General features: G+C 43.0%; 22 protein-coding genes and 1 pseudogene. 8 read left to right on the top strand and 15 right to left on the bottom strand.

All coding sequences use genetic code 11. The features are described from left to right. Nucleotides 1–56: 56 nt before the first annotated feature. Nucleotides 57–1,670 carry an NAD(P)/FAD-dependent oxidoreductase gene (locus tag ABWP14_RS08925; protein WP_353202619.1) on the bottom strand — a complete coding sequence of 538 codons (1,614 nt, stop codon included), beginning with the start codon at nt 1,668–1,670 and terminating at the stop codon, nt 57–59. Between the two features lie 9 nt (nt 1,671–1,679). Further along, nucleotides 1,680–2,669: a tripartite tricarboxylate transporter substrate binding protein gene (locus ABWP14_RS08920; RefSeq protein WP_353202618.1), complete on the bottom strand. Its 990-nt coding sequence runs from the start codon at nt 2,667–2,669 to the stop codon at nt 1,680–1,682. A 91-nt stretch (nt 2,670–2,760) separates the two neighbouring features. Between ABWP14_RS08920 and ABWP14_RS08915 the strand changes: the two genes are divergently transcribed. Both ABWP14_RS08915 and ABWP14_RS08910 read left to right on the top strand, forming a co-directional pair. Then, nucleotides 2,761–3,309, top strand: coding sequence for a YaeQ family protein (locus ABWP14_RS08915; protein WP_353202617.1), 549 nt, complete (start codon nt 2,761–2,763; stop codon nt 3,307–3,309). Between the two features lie 20 nt (nt 3,310–3,329). Continuing rightward, entirely contained in the window at nt 3,330–3,740 is a 411-nt protein-coding gene (locus ABWP14_RS08910; protein ID WP_353202616.1) for a putative toxin-antitoxin system toxin component, PIN family, read from the top strand. Here the strand turns inward: ABWP14_RS08910 and ABWP14_RS08905 are convergent. Continuing rightward, on the bottom strand, nt 3,735–4,733 hold the full coding sequence (locus ABWP14_RS08905) for an LLM class flavin-dependent oxidoreductase (protein ID WP_353202615.1): 999 nt from the start codon (nt 4,731–4,733) through the stop codon (nt 3,735–3,737). The two genes, ABWP14_RS08910 and ABWP14_RS08905, sit on opposite strands and share 6 nt — an antisense overlap. Before the next feature lie 33 nt (nt 4,734–4,766). On the opposite strand from ABWP14_RS08905, the gene ABWP14_RS08900 reads away from it, so the two are divergent. Genes ABWP14_RS08900 through ABWP14_RS08890 form a run of 3 tightly spaced genes read left to right on the top strand, consistent with a single transcriptional unit; the run spans nt 4,767 to nt 5,628 of the window. Beyond that, nucleotides 4,767–4,988, top strand: a complete 222-nt coding sequence (locus tag ABWP14_RS08900; protein ID WP_353202614.1) for a hypothetical protein — start codon at nt 4,767–4,769, stop codon at nt 4,986–4,988. 20 nt (nt 4,989–5,008) lie between these two features. Then, nucleotides 5,009–5,218: a SlyX family protein gene (locus ABWP14_RS08895; RefSeq protein ID WP_353202613.1), complete on the top strand. Its 210-nt coding sequence runs from the start codon at nt 5,009–5,011 to the stop codon at nt 5,216–5,218. Nucleotides 5,219–5,277: 59 nt separating this feature from the next. Next, nucleotides 5,278–5,628 carry a phage holin family protein gene (locus ABWP14_RS08890; protein ID WP_353202671.1) on the top strand — a complete coding sequence of 117 codons (351 nt, stop codon included), beginning with the start codon at nt 5,278–5,280 and terminating at the stop codon, nt 5,626–5,628. Between the two features lie 8 nt (nt 5,629–5,636). Here the strand turns inward: ABWP14_RS08890 and ABWP14_RS08885 are convergent, their stop codons facing one another. After that, nucleotides 5,637–5,852, bottom strand: a complete 216-nt coding sequence (locus tag ABWP14_RS08885) for an HP1242/YdcH family protein (RefSeq protein WP_353202670.1) — start codon at nt 5,850–5,852, stop codon at nt 5,637–5,639. A gap of 229 nt (nt 5,853–6,081) precedes the next feature. Between ABWP14_RS08885 and ABWP14_RS08880 the strand changes: the two genes are divergently transcribed. Further along, nucleotides 6,082–6,885 carry a hypothetical protein gene (locus ABWP14_RS08880; protein ID WP_353202612.1) on the top strand — a complete coding sequence of 268 codons (804 nt, stop codon included), beginning with the start codon at nt 6,082–6,084 and terminating at the stop codon, nt 6,883–6,885. On the opposite strand, the gene ABWP14_RS08875 is transcribed toward ABWP14_RS08880, so the two are convergent. From ABWP14_RS08875 to ABWP14_RS08845, 7 genes are all read right to left on the bottom strand, one after another. Beyond that, nucleotides 6,886–7,104: a hypothetical protein gene (locus tag ABWP14_RS08875; protein ID WP_353202611.1), complete on the bottom strand. Its 219-nt coding sequence runs from the start codon at nt 7,102–7,104 to the stop codon at nt 6,886–6,888. A 66-nt stretch (nt 7,105–7,170) separates the two neighbouring features. Beyond that, nucleotides 7,171–8,670, bottom strand: a complete 1,500-nt coding sequence (locus tag ABWP14_RS08870; RefSeq protein WP_353202610.1) for an amidohydrolase family protein — start codon at nt 8,668–8,670, stop codon at nt 7,171–7,173. A 29-nt stretch (nt 8,671–8,699) separates the two neighbouring features. Beyond that, nucleotides 8,700–9,506, bottom strand: coding sequence for a hypothetical protein (locus ABWP14_RS08865; protein WP_353202609.1), 807 nt, complete (start codon nt 9,504–9,506; stop codon nt 8,700–8,702). A 59-nt stretch (nt 9,507–9,565) separates the two neighbouring features. After that, nucleotides 9,566–10,318, bottom strand: a complete 753-nt coding sequence (locus ABWP14_RS08860) for a CmcI family methyltransferase (protein WP_353202608.1) — start codon at nt 10,316–10,318, stop codon at nt 9,566–9,568. A gap of 89 nt (nt 10,319–10,407) precedes the next feature. Continuing rightward, on the bottom strand, nt 10,408–10,623 hold the full coding sequence (locus ABWP14_RS08855) for a hypothetical protein (RefSeq protein WP_353202607.1): 216 nt from the start codon (nt 10,621–10,623) through the stop codon (nt 10,408–10,410). Between the two features lie 6 nt (nt 10,624–10,629). Further along, nucleotides 10,630–11,313, bottom strand: a complete 684-nt coding sequence (locus ABWP14_RS08850; RefSeq protein WP_353202606.1) for a hypothetical protein — start codon at nt 11,311–11,313, stop codon at nt 10,630–10,632. Nucleotides 11,314–11,336: 23 nt separating this feature from the next. After that, nucleotides 11,337–12,350, bottom strand: a complete 1,014-nt coding sequence (locus ABWP14_RS08845) for a Kelch repeat-containing protein (protein WP_353202605.1) — start codon at nt 12,348–12,350, stop codon at nt 11,337–11,339. Between ABWP14_RS08845 and ABWP14_RS08840 the strand changes: the two genes are divergently transcribed. Next, nucleotides 12,349–12,492: a hypothetical protein gene (locus ABWP14_RS08840; RefSeq protein WP_353202604.1), complete on the top strand. Its 144-nt coding sequence runs from the start codon at nt 12,349–12,351 to the stop codon at nt 12,490–12,492. The genes ABWP14_RS08845 and ABWP14_RS08840 overlap by 2 nt on opposite strands. Before the next feature lie 80 nt (nt 12,493–12,572). Here ABWP14_RS08840 and ABWP14_RS08835 read toward each other — a convergent pair whose 3' ends face one another. The 3 genes from ABWP14_RS08835 to ABWP14_RS08825 form a co-directional block, all read right to left on the bottom strand. Continuing rightward, entirely contained in the window at nt 12,573–14,486 is a 1,914-nt protein-coding gene (locus ABWP14_RS08835) for a multicopper oxidase family protein (protein WP_353202603.1), read from the bottom strand. Between the two features lie 6 nt (nt 14,487–14,492). Then, nucleotides 14,493–15,575: an RCC1 domain-containing protein gene (locus ABWP14_RS08830; protein WP_353202602.1), complete on the bottom strand. Its 1,083-nt coding sequence runs from the start codon at nt 15,573–15,575 to the stop codon at nt 14,493–14,495. Between the two features lie 115 nt (nt 15,576–15,690). Continuing rightward, a complete protein-coding gene (locus ABWP14_RS08825) occupies nt 15,691–16,821 on the bottom strand; it encodes a YHYH protein (RefSeq protein WP_353202601.1) in 1,131 nt (376 codons plus the stop codon). A gap of 161 nt (nt 16,822–16,982) precedes the next feature. Here ABWP14_RS08825 and ABWP14_RS08820 point away from each other — a divergent pair, with 161 nt between their 5' ends. Then, the gene (locus tag ABWP14_RS08820) at nt 16,983–17,606 is read left to right on the top strand and encodes a TetR/AcrR family transcriptional regulator (RefSeq protein ID WP_353202600.1); all 624 of its coding nucleotides are present in this window, start codon (nt 16,983–16,985) and stop codon (nt 17,604–17,606) included. 46 nt (nt 17,607–17,652) lie between these two features. Here ABWP14_RS08820 and ABWP14_RS08815 read toward each other — a convergent pair. Then, a pseudogene (locus ABWP14_RS08815) lies at nt 17,653–17,867 on the bottom strand (hypothetical protein); the annotation flags it as partial.

Below are 17,867 nucleotides of genomic sequence, written 5' to 3'. Positions count from 1 at the left end.
CAACGATTTAGTCGAGTAAATCTACTTATCTGTATTGGTATTACCTCTAGGAATAATTACTTTGCGCAGTAATCTAGCGCAAGCGCTTCCGCTACCTTAATACCATCTACACCAGCTGACAAAATTCCACCAGCGTATCCAGCACCCTCACCTGCTGGATAGAGGCCTTTGATATTCAAACTTTGGTAGTTAGGGCCTCGTGTAATGCGCAAAGGCGAGGAAGTGCGAGTCTCTACTCCAGTAAGAACAGCATCTTTCATCGAAAAGCCTTTGATTTGCTTTTCAAAGGCCGGAATCGCTTCACGAATCGCCTCAATCGCATAGGCAGGCAAACTTTGGGCCAAATCTGTCAGGTATACGCCTGGTTTGTAAGATGGCATCACGCTTCCAAATTCAGTGGATGGTTTTCCTTCTAAAAAATCTCCTACCAATTGACCCGGTGCTTCATACGTAGAGCCGCCCAACTCATATGCTTTTGATTCAATGGCACGCTGAAATTCAATTCCAGCCAATGGGCCCCCAGGATAATCTTCTGGAGTAATACCAACCACAATACCCGCATTGGCATTACGTTCGTTACGCGAGTATTGACTCATACCATTTGTAACGACCCTATTAGGCTCAGACGTTGCAGCAACTACCGTACCTCCTGGGCACATACAAAAGCTATACACCGCTCGACCATTTTTTGCATGATGAACTAACTTGTAATCAGCGGCACCAATTAATTCATTACCCGCATGAGGCCCCAAGCGCGCCTTATCAATAAGAGACTGAGGATGCTCAATCCGAAAGCCCACAGAGAAAGGCTTGGCTTCCATAAAGACCCCTGCGTCATCCAATGCCTTAAAGGTATCGCGTGCACTATGGCCCAATGCCAATATCACATGATTGGCCAGTAAGTCTGGTTGATTTTCAATTCGGATACCTGTGATTTGGTCATCTTTAATATCAAATCCAATCACCTTTTGCCCAAAGCGAACCTCCCCACCAAGATCAATAATTTTCTGACGAATTTTTTCCACCACACCCACTAAACGAAAGGTACCAATGTGAGGCTTAGCAACATAGCGAATTTCCTCTGGTGCTCCCGCAAGAATAAATTCTGCAATCACTTTGCGACCATAAAACTTTGTATCCTTAATTTGACTATAGAGCTTGCCATCTGAAAATGTACCCGCACCACCCTCTCCAAATTGCACATTCGATTCTGGATTCAGGATATTTTTACGCCATAAGCCCCAGGTATCTTGAGTGCGTTCGCGAACTGACTTGCCTCGCTCCAAAACAATCGGTTTAAATCCCATTTGCGCCAATACCAGTGCAGCAAAGATTCCACATGGACCAAATCCAACCACCACTGGTCGTAAAGCCTTTCCATGAGTAATTGCTACAGGCGCCTGAGCGACAAAGTGATAGCTAGTATCTGGCGAAGGTCTGATATGGGTATCGTTGATGAAAGTCTTTAATACGCCCTCCTCATCCTTAACCGAGCAATCAACGGTATAAATAAAGGACAGCGCCACATTTTTCCTGGCATCGTAGCTTCGCTTAAAGACCTCAAATGAAAGCAGATCTTTAGAAGCTAAATGTAAACGCTTAAGGATTGCCTCCTCTAATACTTCAGGGGGATGGCTAATCGGTAATCGTAGCTCGGTAATGCGAATCATGGAAAAGGCTTACTCAGCTTTTGCTCCCGAGCTTTTCACTACATTAGCCATGCGATCAAAATCTTTCACCAATAATTGATTAAATTCGGCTGGATTCATATTGCCAATCTCAATTCCTTGACGACGCATGCGCTCAATAATCTCAGGCTGCTTTAAGAGCTTTGTCATTTCAGTCGAAATTTTGTTAATGACATCCCTAGGAGTGCCGGCAGGAGCAAGCAGACCAAACCAGCTATCGAATGCATAACCCTTGACTGTATTAGCAATCGGAGGAATGCCCGGCACAAAAGGAGATGGTTTCTCAGATGACACTCCAAGGAAGCGGGTACGGGAATCATTCGCAAAAGGCAATGCTGCCACATTGGCAGCAATCACTGCTTGCGCACGCCCTGCCAGCAATTCTGTAATAGCATCGCCAGTACCTTTGGTAGGAATGTGCACCAAGTCAATGCCAGCCATGCTGTCAAAATATGCCATCGCTAAATGGGATGCGCTACCGTTACCAGCACTTGCATAGTTATATTGGCCAGGCTTGGCTTTTGCTAAAGCAATAAATTCCGCAACAGTTTTCGCTGGAAACTCTGAATTGGTCATCATCACATAGCTACTAGTACCAATATAGGCAGCTGCTGTGAAATCTTTAATCGGATCAAAACTCAGCTTGGGAAATAAAGTGCCATTAATATTATGGCTAGCAGCTGACATCACGAGAGTATAGCCATCTGGTGCAGACTTAGACACCATACCAGTACCAATAGTTCCGCCTGCTCCAGATCTATTTTCAACTAGCACTGTTTCTCCAAGCGCAAGACCTAACTCATTAGAAAATGAGCGCGCTAAAGCATCTTGAACACTGCCTGGAGAGAACGGCACGATGATCTTGATCGGCTTAGTTGGCCATGGAGCGGCATTTGCCGTTAAGTGAATAAAACAAGCTAAAAACAGTCCACCAAAAAGGTTTGCTGCAAAGCGTAATTTTTTATCAAAAAAGGATTTCATGACTCTCTACATTAAATTGAACAAACTCCTAAAATGATACTGGGAATATTCCCATTTGCCCCGTATTTACGGTAAAAGGCGATAATGCGCCATGGCTCTACGCGCAACTATCCACAAAGCAGACCTTCATGTCGCTGATTCAGACCGTCATTACTATGGCAGTCACTCCCTAACCATTGCCAAGCACCCTTCAGAAACCGAAGAGCGAATGATGATCAGAATCATCGCTTTTGCCTTGCAAGCCCATGAAGATTTGGCTTTTACTAAGGGTTTAAGTGATAACGACGAGCCTGATATTTGGATCAAAGACCTCACCGATGCCATCAAACTCTGGATTGAAGTTGGGCAACCTGACGAGCGTCGTATCCTCAAAGCTTGTGGCAGATCAGATCAAGTGATGGTCTATTGCTATGGAGGTCACACTAGCAAAATCTGGTGGGATGGAATTGCCAACAAGCTAACCAGAGCCCGTAATCTACAAGTAGTGTCCATTCCTGCCGAACAATCACATCAACTTCATCAATTAGTAGAGCGAAGTATGGTCTTACACGTCAATGTTCAAGATGGCGAAGTCTATGTTTCATCCGATCAGGGTCAAGTCACTATTACGCCAGAGCTATGGCGCACGCATCAACAGTAATATTGAACGCTAGATCTTTGATGAAGTCAGTCGTTTTCGATACTAACGTCTTACTTGATATTTTTGTCTTTCATGACCTCAGAGCAATTCATCTCAAAGAAGCCCTTCTCAATCAAACATTAGATACCCTCGCAAGCGAAAAAACTCTGGAAGAATTAACTGATGTAATTGCACGTCCACTTTTTTCTCTAAGTCAAAGCGAGCAAAAAAGAATTACTCTTGAATGGAGATCACTGGCTAGGATAATCAAAGACGAGGATATTGTGAAGGCGCCTTGGGAATGCCACGACAAGGACGATCAAGTCTTTTTAGATTTAGCCTACACCGCAAAGCCTTGTGTGCTGATTAGCAAAGATAATGAAGTCTTGAAGCTAGCTAATAGAGCGGTTAAAGAAGGCGTAGTGATTACTGCTGATTACAAGGCTTTATAGACCTTGTGCTGCTTGGGCGGCGATTTCAAAGGATTTCAGTCGTGCTTGATGATCAAAGATTTGCCCGGTCACAACTAATTCACTAGCACCAGTGAGATCTAGCCAATGTCGCATGGTTTTTTTCACTGTCTCAAGCGATCCCACTGCCGAAACTTGTAAGGCGTGATCTGCAGTGGCTTTTTCATAGGGCTCACAAAAGTCATCGATATCACTAATCGGTGGCGGTAATTGACCGCGTGTATTACGCCTCATACGAATCACATTTTGCTGCAAAGTAGTAAAAAGGTATTGTGCCTCCTCATCTGTATCCGCTGCAACGACATTCATCAAAAAAGCAGCATATGGTTTGTCTAGTTCTTCTGAAGGCTTAAAGAGTTCTCTATAAATCTTCATAGCCTCTAACAATTGCTCTGGTGCAAAGTGGGATGCAAAGGCATAAGGTAAACCAAAGTGGGCAGCCAATTGCGCGCCATATAGACTTGACCCCAAGATCCAAATTGGCACTTCAGTATTAGCCCCCGGAATAGCCTTCACAGCCTGCCCCTCCTGGATGGGGCCAAAGTAATGTTGTAGCTCTCTTACATCCTGAGGAAAGCGATCATCACTTCCCAATAAATCTCTGCGTAGGGCCCTTGCCGTCATTTGGTCCGTTCCGGGTGCGCGTCCTAAGCCCAAATCAATTCTGCCTGGGTAAATTGAAGCTAAAGTGCCAAATTGCTCAGCAATCACTAATGGAGCATGATTCGGCAACATCACACCGCCAGAGCCAACGCGAATGGTCTTGGTTCCAGCAGCCAGATAGCCGATCAGTACTGCCGTAGCAGAACTCGCATTACCTGTCATATTGTGATGTTCTGCTACCCAATAGCGTGTATAGCCCCACTTCTCTGCATGCTGAGCTACATCCAAGGAGTTACGAAGGGCATCGCCCGCAGTAAATCCCTGTGGAATAGGAGATATATCTAGAATGGAGTATGGGATGGTATTGGCCATTACTAGATCATACTGAGAAAGTCGTTTCTGAACATGCAAAAACCTAAAATGGCAGATCCAGATGCTGGACTCTTTAAACCAGGCAGCAAACTAAAGCATCTGAAGACGGGTGGATTTTATAAAGTCGTCCTGCTAGCCAATATCGAGGCTACCCTTGAGCCAGCCTATGTCTATGAGTCATTACAATCTCACGATTTCTGGATTCGGCCTCAAGCAGAAATGGAAGATGGGCGATTTGAGCTGATAGAACAATAGCAATCAAAAAGGAATTAGAAATGACTGAAAATACATCAGATGCTCGAATAACCAACCTAGAAATTAAATTGAGTTTTACTGAGGATCTGATTGAAAAACTCAATGAGACCGTTTACAAACAGCAGCAGCAAATTGAATTTCTGTATCGAGAACTCAAAGCCATTAAAGAACAGGCTAGTAGTGGCTCAGGCGCAGGTAGCCTAAAAGATGAAATTCCTCCGCACTATTAGGCAACTGATAAAATGGGTAGCATCATTATTGATACTTTTGACTTTACCTAAAGGACCAAATCATGGGCAACTTAACACCGTTTCTTGTTCAGTGGGGCTTAACCTCTTTATCGCTTTGGGTAGCGAGCTATATCTTCAGTGGCTTGCGCTTTGCCGATGTTGGCTCACTCATCATCGCAGCCCTACTCTTGGGTTTTGCCAATGCTATTGTCAAACCATTGCTTATTGTCTTTACCTTACCGCTCACCGTGCTCACGATGGGATTATTCCTGCTAGTCATTAATGCTTTGGTATTGATGTTAGTTTCGACAGTTGTTAGTGGCTTTACGATTTCTAGCTTCTGGACAGCTTTCTTTGCCAGTATCTTTATTTCCCTATTTAGCCTCTTTGTAATTAAGTTAATTTCTTAATGCGCTTATTAGGTACTAGCCTTTTTTAAAACAGCATAAATTTGATCCTTTAAGAGTAGCTTTTCCTTCTTGAGGGTTTCAATTTGCTCTGGAGTACTTGGCTCAGAGTGATCCTCCATTCTGAGGATCTTTTGATCTAACTGATTGTGTTTATCAAATAAATGAGAAAAATGACGATCTGAGGTTTTCAACTGAGTGATTAAGTCACGATATTCAGGAAACATGGCTACCCTTTCTGTAAGCTTATTCATCACCTCCTACAATACAGTGTATCAAGCCCAGACTGATAGTTAATGGGGAACGCGGATATTTCATATCATCTCAGTCTTGAATTGAGCAGGATAAACCCCATATGAAAATGAGGATTTCCTTATAAAAATTGCAGTAATATTGATCTGTGCGTTAAGCACTAATGACTAAGCACTACTAAATGAAAAAGAAGGGTAATGAACCATGGCTACAAAGAAGTCTTCAGCAAAAAAGAAAGTAGCTACCAAGGTGGTAAAAAAAGCCCCTGCAAAAAAACCTGTCAAAAAAGTGGCTGCTAAGAAAATGGCTAGCAAGAAGACAGTGAAAAAAGTAGTGAAAAAGACAGCAGCAAAAAAGCCAGCCGTCAAAAAGTCTGTCAAGAAAACCACTAAGAAAGTTTCTGCTAAGTCACCTAAAGTAGATCAATATGGTCTTGAACAGGATGATGAGTTTTATGGTCTCTACTTTGCTAAATCAACTAATAAAGGTTTAGTTGAAGTGAAGCCCTGCACCTTCTCACTGATGTATTGGTGGAAAGGATTACTTGGCTACCCTGACATGATTGAAATTTCCAAAGGAAGCAATACTGCAATGCTGCAGTTTGAGTCTACTTTTGGTGGTGGTGACTCTGGTGAAACTGAGCTGACAGAACAAGATGTTTTAGATATCGACCACATCATTGAGGTGGACGAAGAAGAGATGTTGATATCTCTGTATTCTTATGTACCCATCTCAGTACCGGATAACTTGATTGGTGTCTTAGGACTTGCAATTCTGAATATCAATCCAGAAACCCGCTATGGTTGCTTAGAAATTTGCACAACCGAGAATGAAGAAGGTGAAACAGAGCACTTCTTACGCTATCGTGCTGCTACTTATCTACGTGGCATTAAATCTGGCAAGGTGGAGGCTATCGAAAGCATGGTTACTAATGGATCAGAGTTCTTCGGTCTTGCTTTAGATGCAATGTGCGTCAATAAGTCTATTAAGAAATGGTTGCTAAGCTAATTAGCGACACAAAAAGGTATAAGAATAAGGAAAGCGGTCGTTAGTAGTCTTGCGACTATCAACTAAACTAGCAGTCCGCTTTCCTAACTTCTGGCATTGAGCCTCACCTATTTGATGGGCCGCCGCTTCATTGGCTGACTTTGGTGCATGAACACCAATCGTGCCGTCCGACTGTTGAAAAACCCTAAAGTCGCTTACTGGCGTAGAGCAACCAAGCATGATCAGACCAAAACACATGTATAGGCACCGAACCATTATCATTTTGAGCTTAATCATTTTCTCATTCTAAGCTTGCATATATCCATAGCGAAGATTGGTCCTGCCATCTCCAAACTCGTCATAAGCTAACTTAGCCAAAGCTACTTTATCCCCTGCTAATGCTCTGCGTTGTGCTGGTGTGAAATTATAAATTCGTGCTGAGTTCTCACCAAAGATCGCGCGCTTTACTGCTCCATCAGCAGAACCTAAAGGTGCAAAGTTATATTTCTTTTGCATATCTTCAGGAATTTCAAGGCGGCGTAATGCTTCAATTTGCCACTGTGGTGAACCCGTCCAAATGGCATCTGTTCCCCACACGACGTGATCAGATCCAAGACCCTGAATCAGTTGACCGAGCATAGCGGCGCAGAGTCTTGGTTCAGCAATTGTGCTTTGCGCAAAGATTTGCCCTAAGTCGCCATAGACATTATTGACCCCTGCCTTTTGAGGAATCTGCGCTAAATCTGTCACCCAATCAATGCGACCTGTGCGCAAAAATTGTTGCCAGCCCTCATCCCAAGTTCCGCCGGTATACCGAAAGGCTGAGTGATAAATTACAAAATTGAGTTGCGGCCAATCTTTTGCCGCTTTAGCTACATCATCGACTTTGGCATATTGCAAAAGATGTGGGTACTGTTGTGTGACAGATGGTGGGTATAAACCTTTGTGTACACAAACGTTGGACAGACTTGGCTGAGTCTTGCTCCACTTGGCGAGTTTTTCATAAAAGGGATATACCAATTTCTCATCATCAAGACGCCATGGATGTTTAGAAAGCTGCTTATTAGTGTTATCGCCGATCGTATAACCCTTAAATGAATCGGGCTTGAGGTTTTCATAGTCGGATTCAGCTTTTTCTAACCAACCGGGCATTCCGGGCATGAAAATCGCGTGTGAGAACATGCGCCTTGTCCCAGCCTCTTGATTGACTGTCTTGCGTGCCTGAGCTTTCATCTCATTGGTCAAGAACCAATCCCTTGGATCCTCTGACCCTGATCCAGAAATTAAAGCTACCTTGGTATTGCTATCTAGGTAGATCTCTTTAAAGTAGTTTGCAAATTTCAGATCATCTAAAGTTTGTGACTTTCCAGCAAGAGCAGGATTCCATGCTGCCCTTCCTACCGCCTCGCGCGATCTGACAAACCCTTCTAAGCGTGTGTCATCCCGCAAATAGTGTGTGTGCATATCCATGATGAATTGATTCTTGAGCGAAGCGGCACGTTCGTTCGCTAGCTCAGGAGTCGCTGCTTCAGCATGACTAACGCCATACAGCGGGCCAAAAGTATCATTCATGGCAACAAAGGCCGCCGCCATTCCTGCAGCCCCCTGGAAAAATCGACGTGAAACGCCATGATGCTTGGCTAGTCTGGTACCGATTTCTTTAATGCGTCTCTCAAGCTCTTTTTGCTTAGGTGTTTGCAAACCTGGCAAGAACTCATCGCTAGAGATTGCTTGCGTAGGAATGGGCGAGCGAAATGTAGTAGTTTCTGCAGGAATTAACTTTTCTATCTCATCGGGCGTCATCATGGTATGAGTCTCCTATGCCATACTAAATCTTAGCGCTTTTGATACTCTTTGACTGTATCGTAAGCTACCTGTTGTAAATATAAAGCCACTTCTGGACTCAATCCAGCACTGTATTTGAGACCAACGGGTGACTGATTAAAGAGTGTTGCATAAGTGGTTGCTGCAGACAGGTAGGTTCCTGCCGCGCTAGGATGACGCTTATCCGGTGCATATAGTTCCAAGTCAGGCTTTGAGGCGATTGATTTAGCAAATGCCAATCCAACCGGAATGACCAAGACGCCATTTTCATTACCAGCAGCGGTATAAGCATCCGCCAGAGGAATCGTCATATCTGGCTTATCTTTATAAGCCCATGACATAAAGAAGACCGGCACTGAGCCATTACGCTTAACAGTATCACTATGTTTTTTTGCATACTCCGTAAAGACAGATTTCATTTGCGGATGAATGGGGCATTGACTGCAGTCCATTAAGATCGCTGCATCAAATAAAGGTTTTTGAGGAGGATTGATCACCACATCATTCTGGGCATTAAACGAATACTTACCAATCGCATTAGGGCGGAAATAAGAATCAACATCATGCCAATCAAATCCTGAGCCGCTAATTGTGATCATGCTTTGGCGCCATGGCGCGCCCTTCATTCCTTCTGCAATCATTGGCCCTAAATTACTAATAATGCCGTTATTGAAATAGAAAAAGCTATTGCCAATAAAAGCAGCTGACTTTGGTGCCTCCTTGGGATAGCTTTGAACCGTCGGCTTTTGCTGGGCATAAGCAATGCCTTGCGTAAGTATTAAGCAAAATACGATGCTAATAAATTTAGTGATTTTCATTATTCTTCCTAATGTTATTTTTCAAAAAAGAGAACTAAATACATCTTTATAAGACTAAGCTATTTACGGAATTGAAGAATTTCGCTATTGACTATCGCGTCAGTACCACTAACGATTCTTTCCCCAAGTTTTTCGTGAGTTGCCTTTAAAGATTTTCGAATGACGATGATCGAGTTTCTAAACTCAATCGACTCAACCCAGCCCTCCTTTAAGAAGGATGGCATTTGCCCTATAGGAAAGAAGGTTCTGAAATAAGCATCTACAGAAAGCTCATTGCCCCAAAACTGAATACTAATGACATCTACCAACTTTTTAAAGAAGCTATAGGCAGAAAATTCATTTAATACTCCACCACCCCAATCATTTAAGTACAAGGTATGAGCGTCTTCTACTATAAATAAACCACCTGGCTTAACCATAGGAAAATAGTTCATGAAGCTATTTAAAATATCATTGGATAAATGAGAGCCATCATCAATAACGATGTCAAAGTCTTTGCACAAAGCAGTAATTCGATCATGGGTTTCTGGCTGATTCGCGTCCCCTACTACTACATGGACCCTAGGGTCATCGTACTGAAGATTGGTGCATCGCTGATCGATATCGCAACCAATCAATATATTGGCATTACTAAAAAAGGTTTTCCAAGTCTCAAGGGATCCACCGTTTTGGACACCAATTTCTAGAAGATTGAGATTTTGTGTACGGTAATTTTCAAAGAGTTCATCATAAAAAGGAAGATATGAGGACCATTTATCACTCACTTTTCCCATTTTTTGCCGATGAATTTGCTCAATAGATAAATGACTCATGTCAAAAGCCTTCTTTTATATAAATGGCACTGCAATTTATTAAAGCAAATACTAAATAGTATTTGAACATAGGATGCATCCTAGAGATGCTAAAAATTAGTAGTCCCTAACCCAAAACCATCAAAGTACACCACTTGGGTTTGCCATGGTTGAGAAGCGAAAGACATGGAGGAGTTGTAGATTCCAACTCTTAAAGTATCAAAGGCATCGGAAATGGGTAATGTAGCCCTGGTCTCATTAATAACTAATTTGTCATTCACATATATCCGTATATAGCCATCAGAGGCATCCGTTGATTTAATCACATACCTTTACTTGATCCACTTGTTATATGGATTTGTATCTACTGTAACCACCTGGTTAGGAACCCAAGTAAAGTCTTGATGGGTTTGCAGAGAAAGTGTCCCTGTGTAATCAATTTTGAGAAATGCAAGGGCACCATAACCGTTTGTACCTAGGCTCGAACAGGGATTGCTAGTAAGGCATTGCCAATTAATTTGTGTGAGTACTGTTAGTGGTTTAGGGCCTGGGCCACTTGTAGGAGTCGGTTGAATAAGTGGCTGTGATGGTATGTAAACAGCATATTCATAAGTAATTATTTGACCGGCTGTTGAAGTCCTCCTATTTTGGAATATTTCCCAACGGCTACGATCATTTACACAATCATTAAATGAAGTGGCTGCATTACAGTCTCCAGGCCTTATCTCAAAGCGAGCAGATTGTGTACCAGAATAGACAGGCTGATTATTGGATTTATCAACTACCAAGCAACCCCAAGGTGACGCATTGATAGGATGTGACACTGTGAAAGTAATATTCCCAAAAGCATCTGTATTACTAAAATCATTAGCGCATTGAGTTCCTGCTGGAGTGGCCAGGCTGATGGTGGATGCGGGAGTTGAACTAGAGGATGAGCTTGATGAATCACCACCGCCACCGCAAGCTAGCAAAACTAGTGAGATGCTGAATAGGTATAGTGTCTTAAGCGAGATCATTAAGTCATATTAAAGGCTAAGGGCTATTTCCTTGAATAGGTCTCTGCTGAAGCAATTGCGCCGCCTGTGTTTCCACCTATACTTGAGCCACCTACTAATAAGACATCACCATTTAATAAACGTACGTCAGCATGACGCCAGCGAGGAACCGTCATAGATCCAGTAACGGAAAAAGTGCCCGTAATTGGGTCATAAAGCTCTGCAGAAGAAAGTACGTTCGTCAGATTGTATCCGCCAGCAACAAGAACTTTCCCGTCAATCAACAGCGTGGATGTTTGTCGGCCAGTTGGATTATTCATTGAACCGGTATAAGAAAAAGTACCAGTTTGTGAATTATATAAACTAGCAGATGTAAGCACAGTATCGTTTGCACCATATCCACCTAAAACCAATACTTTTCCATCTAACAAAAGATTAGCTGTTGGAAAGCGTCGAGGCGTTCCCATTGAGCCTGTCACGCTAAACTTTCCAGTCACTGGGTCATAAATTTCTGGCGCATCTAAATTGCTTCCATCGTAGCCGCCGGCGATTAATACCAAGCCGTTATTGAGCAGGGTTGCCGTTGAGTTTCGACGTCCGGTAGACAAGGATCCTGTAGGAGAAAAGGCTCCGGTAGCAGGATCATAAATTTCAGCACTAGTAAGAGGACAGCAATCACTGTCGTAGGAATATCCACCGACAACCAGCACTTTTCCATTATTCAGTAATGTTGCCGTTGGATTTACACGCGCAGTACTCATATTGCTTGTTACCTGCCACGTACCGGTTGAGGGATTATAAATTTCAACAGAATTAAGGCCGGTCCCAGATACACCTTCACCCCCAGCTACAAAAATCCGCCCATCCAAGAGTCGCACCGAGGATGCAGCATAGCGAGGATTGACCATCGATCCAGTTACGCTAAATGTTCTGGTTGCAGGATCATAAAGATCAGCTGAACCAACCGCGATGCTTGCAGATCCCACGCCACCTGCCACCAACACCTGTCCGTTCTCTAATAAATTAGCCGTTGGCATAGAGCGAGCAGAAGACATCATGCCAGTTGCAGTGAATGTTCCCGTAGTGCTAGATGATGTCGATGAATCACTACCACCGCAAGAAACTACAGCAGCGCCAATACAAGCAAATAAAGCTATTGTGACGATCTTTTTTATATGGAAAGCTCTATTTCAGATTTGATTGACGGGATTCATCGAATGGATAAATCAGATCCTCTAATACTACCAAATTCATAAATAGATAATCTAGAACTGTTTTCCCTATTGAGGGACTACTGTTACCCGCTGAATCATGCCCAGATCAGAATGCGCCAGCATTTGACAGTGCATCAAATAAGGTCCTGCAAAATCAGTAAAACGCATTCTGAAAGTAATCGATTTAGGTTCTGATGAAGTCCCGCCAGCAGGCAAGGCGATCGTATCGCACCAATAAGGCTTTACTGACACTCCGTTGATTTTGGTAATCAACATCGGATTGACGTGAATATGAAAAACATGCGATAAGTTGTTACAGTTGAAAATAGTCCACTCTTCCACATCGCCCAGAGTAACATTTTGAATCATCGTATTTGAAGGCTGTAACTCGTAATCATATTTTGGTACAGGATTGGGTGCAATATAAACTGAACCATCAATTGGTTTCTCAGTAATCTTGGCCACTTCCTGTTTTGCCTTGGCAGTATTTTTCTTGATGGACTCCCAAGCATCAGAACCCATCTCACTAGCTCTAGTAAATGCTGTATTCCACGCTGAGAAAATACTATCGGGCTGATGCTCTATTTCATTACCGATCATATTAAAAATGATGCTGCGCTTCTTACCGCCCGCACTAGCAAACTCTTCATCACTAATTGGCATTAAATAATCTGAAACAGGTAATGGTGTTGGAGGAATAGTACTTGCTGTACTTGCCGTACTTACTGAAGCTGCTGCTGTACTCTTTACATCCACGACAATCAGCCTGGCTAAAACATCTCCTGGCAATACGATTGGCTTGTTTCCTTGACTTAGTCTGACGGGTAACGATCTCAATAAATAAGTACCAGGTTTCCCAGCTTTTATAATCACTGAAGAGCGATTTCCTGCTGCCAATACCACTCCCCTGCCATCTTTTTGGCGGCTATCTGGAAATTCTTGATACAGACTACTGCCCCATCCATCTGTTGTGTATTGATGGAGAACGTGTTCATCTAGATTGAGATTGAGGTAGTTAAATACTTGAGTATTAATGAAACGCCAACGCTGTACTTCACCACTTTCCATCACAATAGTGGGCTGTCGTATTCCATTGATCAACACAGGCTGAGCATTGATATCACCACCAGATGATCCCTTGCTCTCTAAACCGTGCCCCGTTGGATGATTAGCAACCTGTGCAAACTTTTCTAATGAGCCTGCTTTCACACCATAGTGATTTTCAATACCATCTTTTGCAAAATACGGGGCCTGAAATAAGAAAATAAGCTCTTTTGCTTGCGCCATTTCTGGCAACTCATCGACTGGCCCGCGAACCATAATGGCGCCCTGCATCAAGCTTGCCAATTGCATAGCACTTGAACCATGGTATTGCGGATGGTAATAAAAAGGTCCTGCAGGATGATCTTTAGGCAAGTTATATACATACTGACGTGTATCACCTTGAGGAATAACACCTCCAGTATTGGGGTCCACTACATAATCGCCGTATTCAGTTTCTTTCTTATCTGGATAGATTCCTGGAAATACATGCAAGCCGTGAGTATGTAGATTTGTAGTATTGGGCTTGATATAGTTTGTTGGATCTCTAAACGCTAAAAATGGTGGATTAACGGGTAAGTTATTCACCAGCTTGATCCGCAATTGCTCGCCACCTCGAACCACCAAAGTAGGCCCTGAGTAACTGGGTCCATTGGTATCGTAAGCATAGGCTCGTAGGGAAACAGGATATTGTTGCTTCGGATCAGCTCCCGATAATTTGCTATCCCAGTACGATGCTGTCAGCGTGATATCGAGCACGCCATTTTTTGCCTCTAGCATGGTGGGCTGAACAAAAGTTTGAACTGAACTTGTAGTCCCTCTCTCACCTTCTCTGCTACATGCTACAAAGCTTGCGGGTAATACGATACCTGATGCTACCGTAAGCCCCATGCGTAAGAAATCACGTCGATGATTTTTAGGATCATTCATCTTTGACATGCTCGTCTAGGCAATTTCTAAAATAATATTGGGTGTTGTCTGCATCATTGCAGCTTTGCCAAGCTGGCCAGACTCATTACATCCCCATCCCAAAAAATGAGTCTGATTGCTTGCTAAGGAATGCGCTTCTCCAGCAGCTATTGCATGCACCCCCGATAGAGATGTAATGAGAGTGGGTTTATTCCTAGCCTTGAGATCACCCAATCCAAGCTGACCAAAGCCATTCCACCCCCAGGCATAGACTTTTCCTGAAGCTGCAAGAGCAAGTGAATAATGCATACCAGCAGCAACTGCTTTGATCTTTTCTGGAAAGGCGATAGCCATTGGACGATCAATATAAGGACGCTGATTATTTCCGAGCTGGCCGATATGATTACTACCCCAGCCATATACCGCACCATTAGCTGTGACAGCTAATACATGGGTCGAGCCAACAGCAATCGAAGCAATAGATACTGGAAGAGATACTGGCTCTGGGGACGGGCTTGACTGAAGGTGGCCTAGGCCCAATTGCCCAGCTGAATTACTTCCCCATGCATACGCTCTTTGATCTTTACTTAATGCCACCATGAAGTTATCGCCGACACCCGTCTCTTGCATTGGCGGAAGATCAGTCATTTTTTCAGGTAAGGCGTTCAATTGAGTAGTAGTGCGCCCTAATGCTCCATCGACATTAAGACCCCACGTGTAAACACTTCCTACTTGATCTAAGGCAGCATATATAAATTGCCCAGCAACAACTTTTGATGCGTCAGAAATTCCATCGATTAAAGTAGGCGCCTCAGTGAATAGTTCTTTGCCACCAATACCAATTTGACTAAAGCCCCAGATGTATGCCTGTTGCTTAGAAATTCCTAAGCTAACACCATATCCTGCGCAGATGTTTGAATACAGAGAGGGCTTTGCAATGTAGACAGGCTCCTTAGAGGGTGCTCTAGTACCACATATATCTACATATCCAACGCTGATCCGACCGCTACCTGCACCACCCCACCCCAGAACCTCACCTGACTTTAATACTGCTAGGGTTTGATTCTTGCCTCCAGAAATTGCACTAATTTCATAAAGATCTTTTTTAGGGTTTCCCATGCAGTATTTAGAAGGTGACTACCCTAGCGAATGAAAGTATTTAGATATGAAATAGTAATACTTTAGCTTAGGAACTCAACTCAATACTGCCAAGTAATGACTCACCTAATATAGATTAAGGCCCCGGTGGGTAAAGACTATTCAGATAGGGTGCGCCTTCTTTCATATAGTTATTGGGTCCTGGAGGCCCAAGCGCCTGGTCATAATTAACCTTGCCCCTAAAGCAGCCAATTGAATGGGGATACTCTCTATTCAAGACGTAGTGATAGGTTACCCTCTTAATGCCGTCAGGCATCGTAATCTCTGATGTAGTACCGTGACACTCATCTAACTCTGCATTGGTTAGATTACGTCCATCCGCTCCGCGAGGACCAGTGATCGGAAAACCATCTAATGCAAAACCATAGACAGGAGACTGGCCTGAACCACCTTGATCAAAACATTTCCATGACCAAGCATGGTAGTGATATTGCTGATTGTAAGGATGGCCAAAACATTGGTCATTCGGAAGGGCATTAATAGGCGAGTAAAAGTTACCACTTGAATCATTAGCCTTCTCAACATGCAGAGGTGCTCCGGTCAACATAATGCCGCTAATTAATGAATTTATTTTATAGACCCCCGTTGCTACTGGATTCAAGGGGATACTACTATCAAGCGGGTATGTAGAAATACCAATAGCTGCTGCGCTAGAGTAGACCTGTCCGGTTGCTGGATTGGAACCCCCTGGCAAAGCAACATAGTAAGGATAAGCGGCTTGTGAAGGCAGCACTGGGAAGTTACCCATTGGAGTAGTGGGTAAGCCATTACCAGAAAACTTGCGAATGCCTGGTGTAGGATAACCAGGAATAGTTGCCGTAGGGTCTATAGTCATCGAAAACACGCTGCCAGCAGAATCAAAGGCGGTGGCGCTATTAGATCCGTCTACATAAACAATCTTTGAAACGTCAATGATGCCAGTCTTAGTATCAGTCCATGGCGTTGCAGCAACACTCATGACGTTGGGCACGTCACCCAAAATTTTAAATTCCAAGGCGATACATTGGACATTTTTGCCGCAAATAACATTGCTGGCACCATTGGCCGTAGTCAGTAATGTAGTTACCGTATTAGAGTCAGATCCTGTACTGGAAGAGCTGCTACCACCAGAACTGCTGCTGCCCCCACAAGAAAATATGCCTGCAGCCACTAAGGTAGATAGCACTACTAAGGCTAGCTGTTTTTTTGTTGTTAATAGAAAAGCCATACACACCCCAGAATTGTTCTAAGCAATAATAGATGCATAATATCAATTTTAGATAGAAAATATTGTCTACATTTCCGATCAAGCTATCGTCCCTAAAAGCTATATACTGATTGGGTTTTAGAGACCCCTTAAGATTACTTTTTTACTGTCCATATTTCACAATGTCTAAAAACCTTGAAATTAACTTTTCAGATCCCAAGCAGGATCGGTCGAAAAAAACCTTAAACGATCTCCTTGATGCTGCCTATGAGATTGTTGAGGCTGCTGATACTGCAAAATTTACAAGTAGAACTTTAGCCTCTAAGGCTGGCTACTCACTTGGTACCTTAAGCCAACGATTGGGATCAGTAGAAGATGTATTTTTCTGGGCAATTCAGAGAGGCAGGAAGAGTAAATTAAATGCCTATATCAATGCTATGGAGCAATTTGATACTCAATTACCAATTCGGGTTTTTTTAGATAAGTATGTTGACATCGCTTTTGGCAATATGAATGTAGTCACCTCAAAAGTCATGCGCTATTATGATCAACGATTCACTCTAAAGTATGGACTAACTGCTAATTACTTTGACTATATCGATGTATTAATTGAGCCCTATCTTGAGCTATGCCAAAAGAATGAAACGAATACTTTCAGAGTTCTTTCATTAGATGAGGCGAGACTTATTTTTAAATGTGTGCTGATATTAGCGGAAAGACCGTTTGCAAATGATGATCCGATCGCCGGAACCGAACAGCATCGCCAGATAGTAATTGAAAATCTGATGAGATTACTTGCTAAGTGAACTAATCAGTTGCCGCAGAGGCAGGATCGAACAGTGATAAGGATGTCTAACCCTGTTTTTGAATCACGCCATTGTTTCTTGGAATGCCATTCTTATCTAACTTAGCTTCATATATCTGCCAAGTAATTTTATTATCTTGATTGATGGTCATCTCAAGTGCCCAGCCAGTATTCGTATCAACAGTATCAAAACCATCAAAGACAAAGTGAACTGACCTGATTTTTAGTACCACTCCCAAAGAGAGGATTTTTGATAATCTTC

It is taken from the genome of Polynucleobacter sp., assembly GCF_040400325.1.
Taxonomy (GTDB): domain Bacteria; phylum Pseudomonadota; class Gammaproteobacteria; order Burkholderiales; family Burkholderiaceae; genus Polynucleobacter.
Note: the sequence above shows the minus strand (reverse complement) of the source record. Positions and strands in the feature narration are given on the sequence as shown.

Excerpts from the sequence above, each read along its gene's own strand:
- ABWP14_RS08925 (WP_353202619.1), bottom strand. The coding sequence starts at position 1,670 with ATGATTCGCATTACCGAGCTACGATTACCGATTAGCCATCCCCCTGAA.
- ABWP14_RS08920 (WP_353202618.1), bottom strand. The coding sequence starts at position 2,669 with ATGAAATCCTTTTTTGATAAAAAATTACGCTTTGCAGCAAACCTTTTT.
- ABWP14_RS08915 (WP_353202617.1), top strand. The coding sequence starts at position 2,761 with ATGGCTCTACGCGCAACTATCCACAAAGCAGACCTTCATGTCGCTGAT.
- ABWP14_RS08910 (WP_353202616.1), top strand. The coding sequence starts at position 3,330 with ATGAAGTCAGTCGTTTTCGATACTAACGTCTTACTTGATATTTTTGTC.
- ABWP14_RS08905 (WP_353202615.1), bottom strand. The coding sequence starts at position 4,733 with ATGGCCAATACCATCCCATACTCCATTCTAGATATATCTCCTATTCCA.
- ABWP14_RS08900 (WP_353202614.1), top strand. The coding sequence starts at position 4,767 with ATGCAAAAACCTAAAATGGCAGATCCAGATGCTGGACTCTTTAAACCA.
- ABWP14_RS08895 (WP_353202613.1), top strand. The coding sequence starts at position 5,009 with ATGACTGAAAATACATCAGATGCTCGAATAACCAACCTAGAAATTAAA.
- ABWP14_RS08885 (WP_353202670.1), bottom strand. The coding sequence starts at position 5,852 with ATGTTTCCTGAATATCGTGACTTAATCACTCAGTTGAAAACCTCAGAT.
- ABWP14_RS08880 (WP_353202612.1), top strand. The coding sequence starts at position 6,082 with ATGGCTACAAAGAAGTCTTCAGCAAAAAAGAAAGTAGCTACCAAGGTG.
- ABWP14_RS08875 (WP_353202611.1), bottom strand. The coding sequence starts at position 7,104 with ATGCTTGGTTGCTCTACGCCAGTAAGCGACTTTAGGGTTTTTCAACAG.
- ABWP14_RS08870 (WP_353202610.1), bottom strand. The coding sequence starts at position 8,670 with ATGATGACGCCCGATGAGATAGAAAAGTTAATTCCTGCAGAAACTACT.
- ABWP14_RS08865 (WP_353202609.1), bottom strand. The coding sequence starts at position 9,506 with ATGAAAATCACTAAATTTATTAGCATCGTATTTTGCTTAATACTTACG.
- ABWP14_RS08860 (WP_353202608.1), bottom strand. The coding sequence starts at position 10,318 with ATGAGTCATTTATCTATTGAGCAAATTCATCGGCAAAAAATGGGAAAA.
- ABWP14_RS08850 (WP_353202606.1), bottom strand. The coding sequence starts at position 11,313 with ATGATCTCGCTTAAGACACTATACCTATTCAGCATCTCACTAGTTTTG.
- ABWP14_RS08840 (WP_353202604.1), top strand. The coding sequence starts at position 12,349 with ATGCCAGTTGCAGTGAATGTTCCCGTAGTGCTAGATGATGTCGATGAA.
- ABWP14_RS08845 (WP_353202605.1), bottom strand. The coding sequence starts at position 12,350 with ATGATGTCTTCTGCTCGCTCTATGCCAACGGCTAATTTATTAGAGAAC.
- ABWP14_RS08835 (WP_353202603.1), bottom strand. The coding sequence starts at position 14,486 with ATGTCAAAGATGAATGATCCTAAAAATCATCGACGTGATTTCTTACGC.
- ABWP14_RS08830 (WP_353202602.1), bottom strand. The coding sequence starts at position 15,575 with ATGGGAAACCCTAAAAAAGATCTTTATGAAATTAGTGCAATTTCTGGA.
- ABWP14_RS08825 (WP_353202601.1), bottom strand. The coding sequence starts at position 16,821 with ATGGCTTTTCTATTAACAACAAAAAAACAGCTAGCCTTAGTAGTGCTA.
- ABWP14_RS08820 (WP_353202600.1), top strand. The coding sequence starts at position 16,983 with ATGTCTAAAAACCTTGAAATTAACTTTTCAGATCCCAAGCAGGATCGG.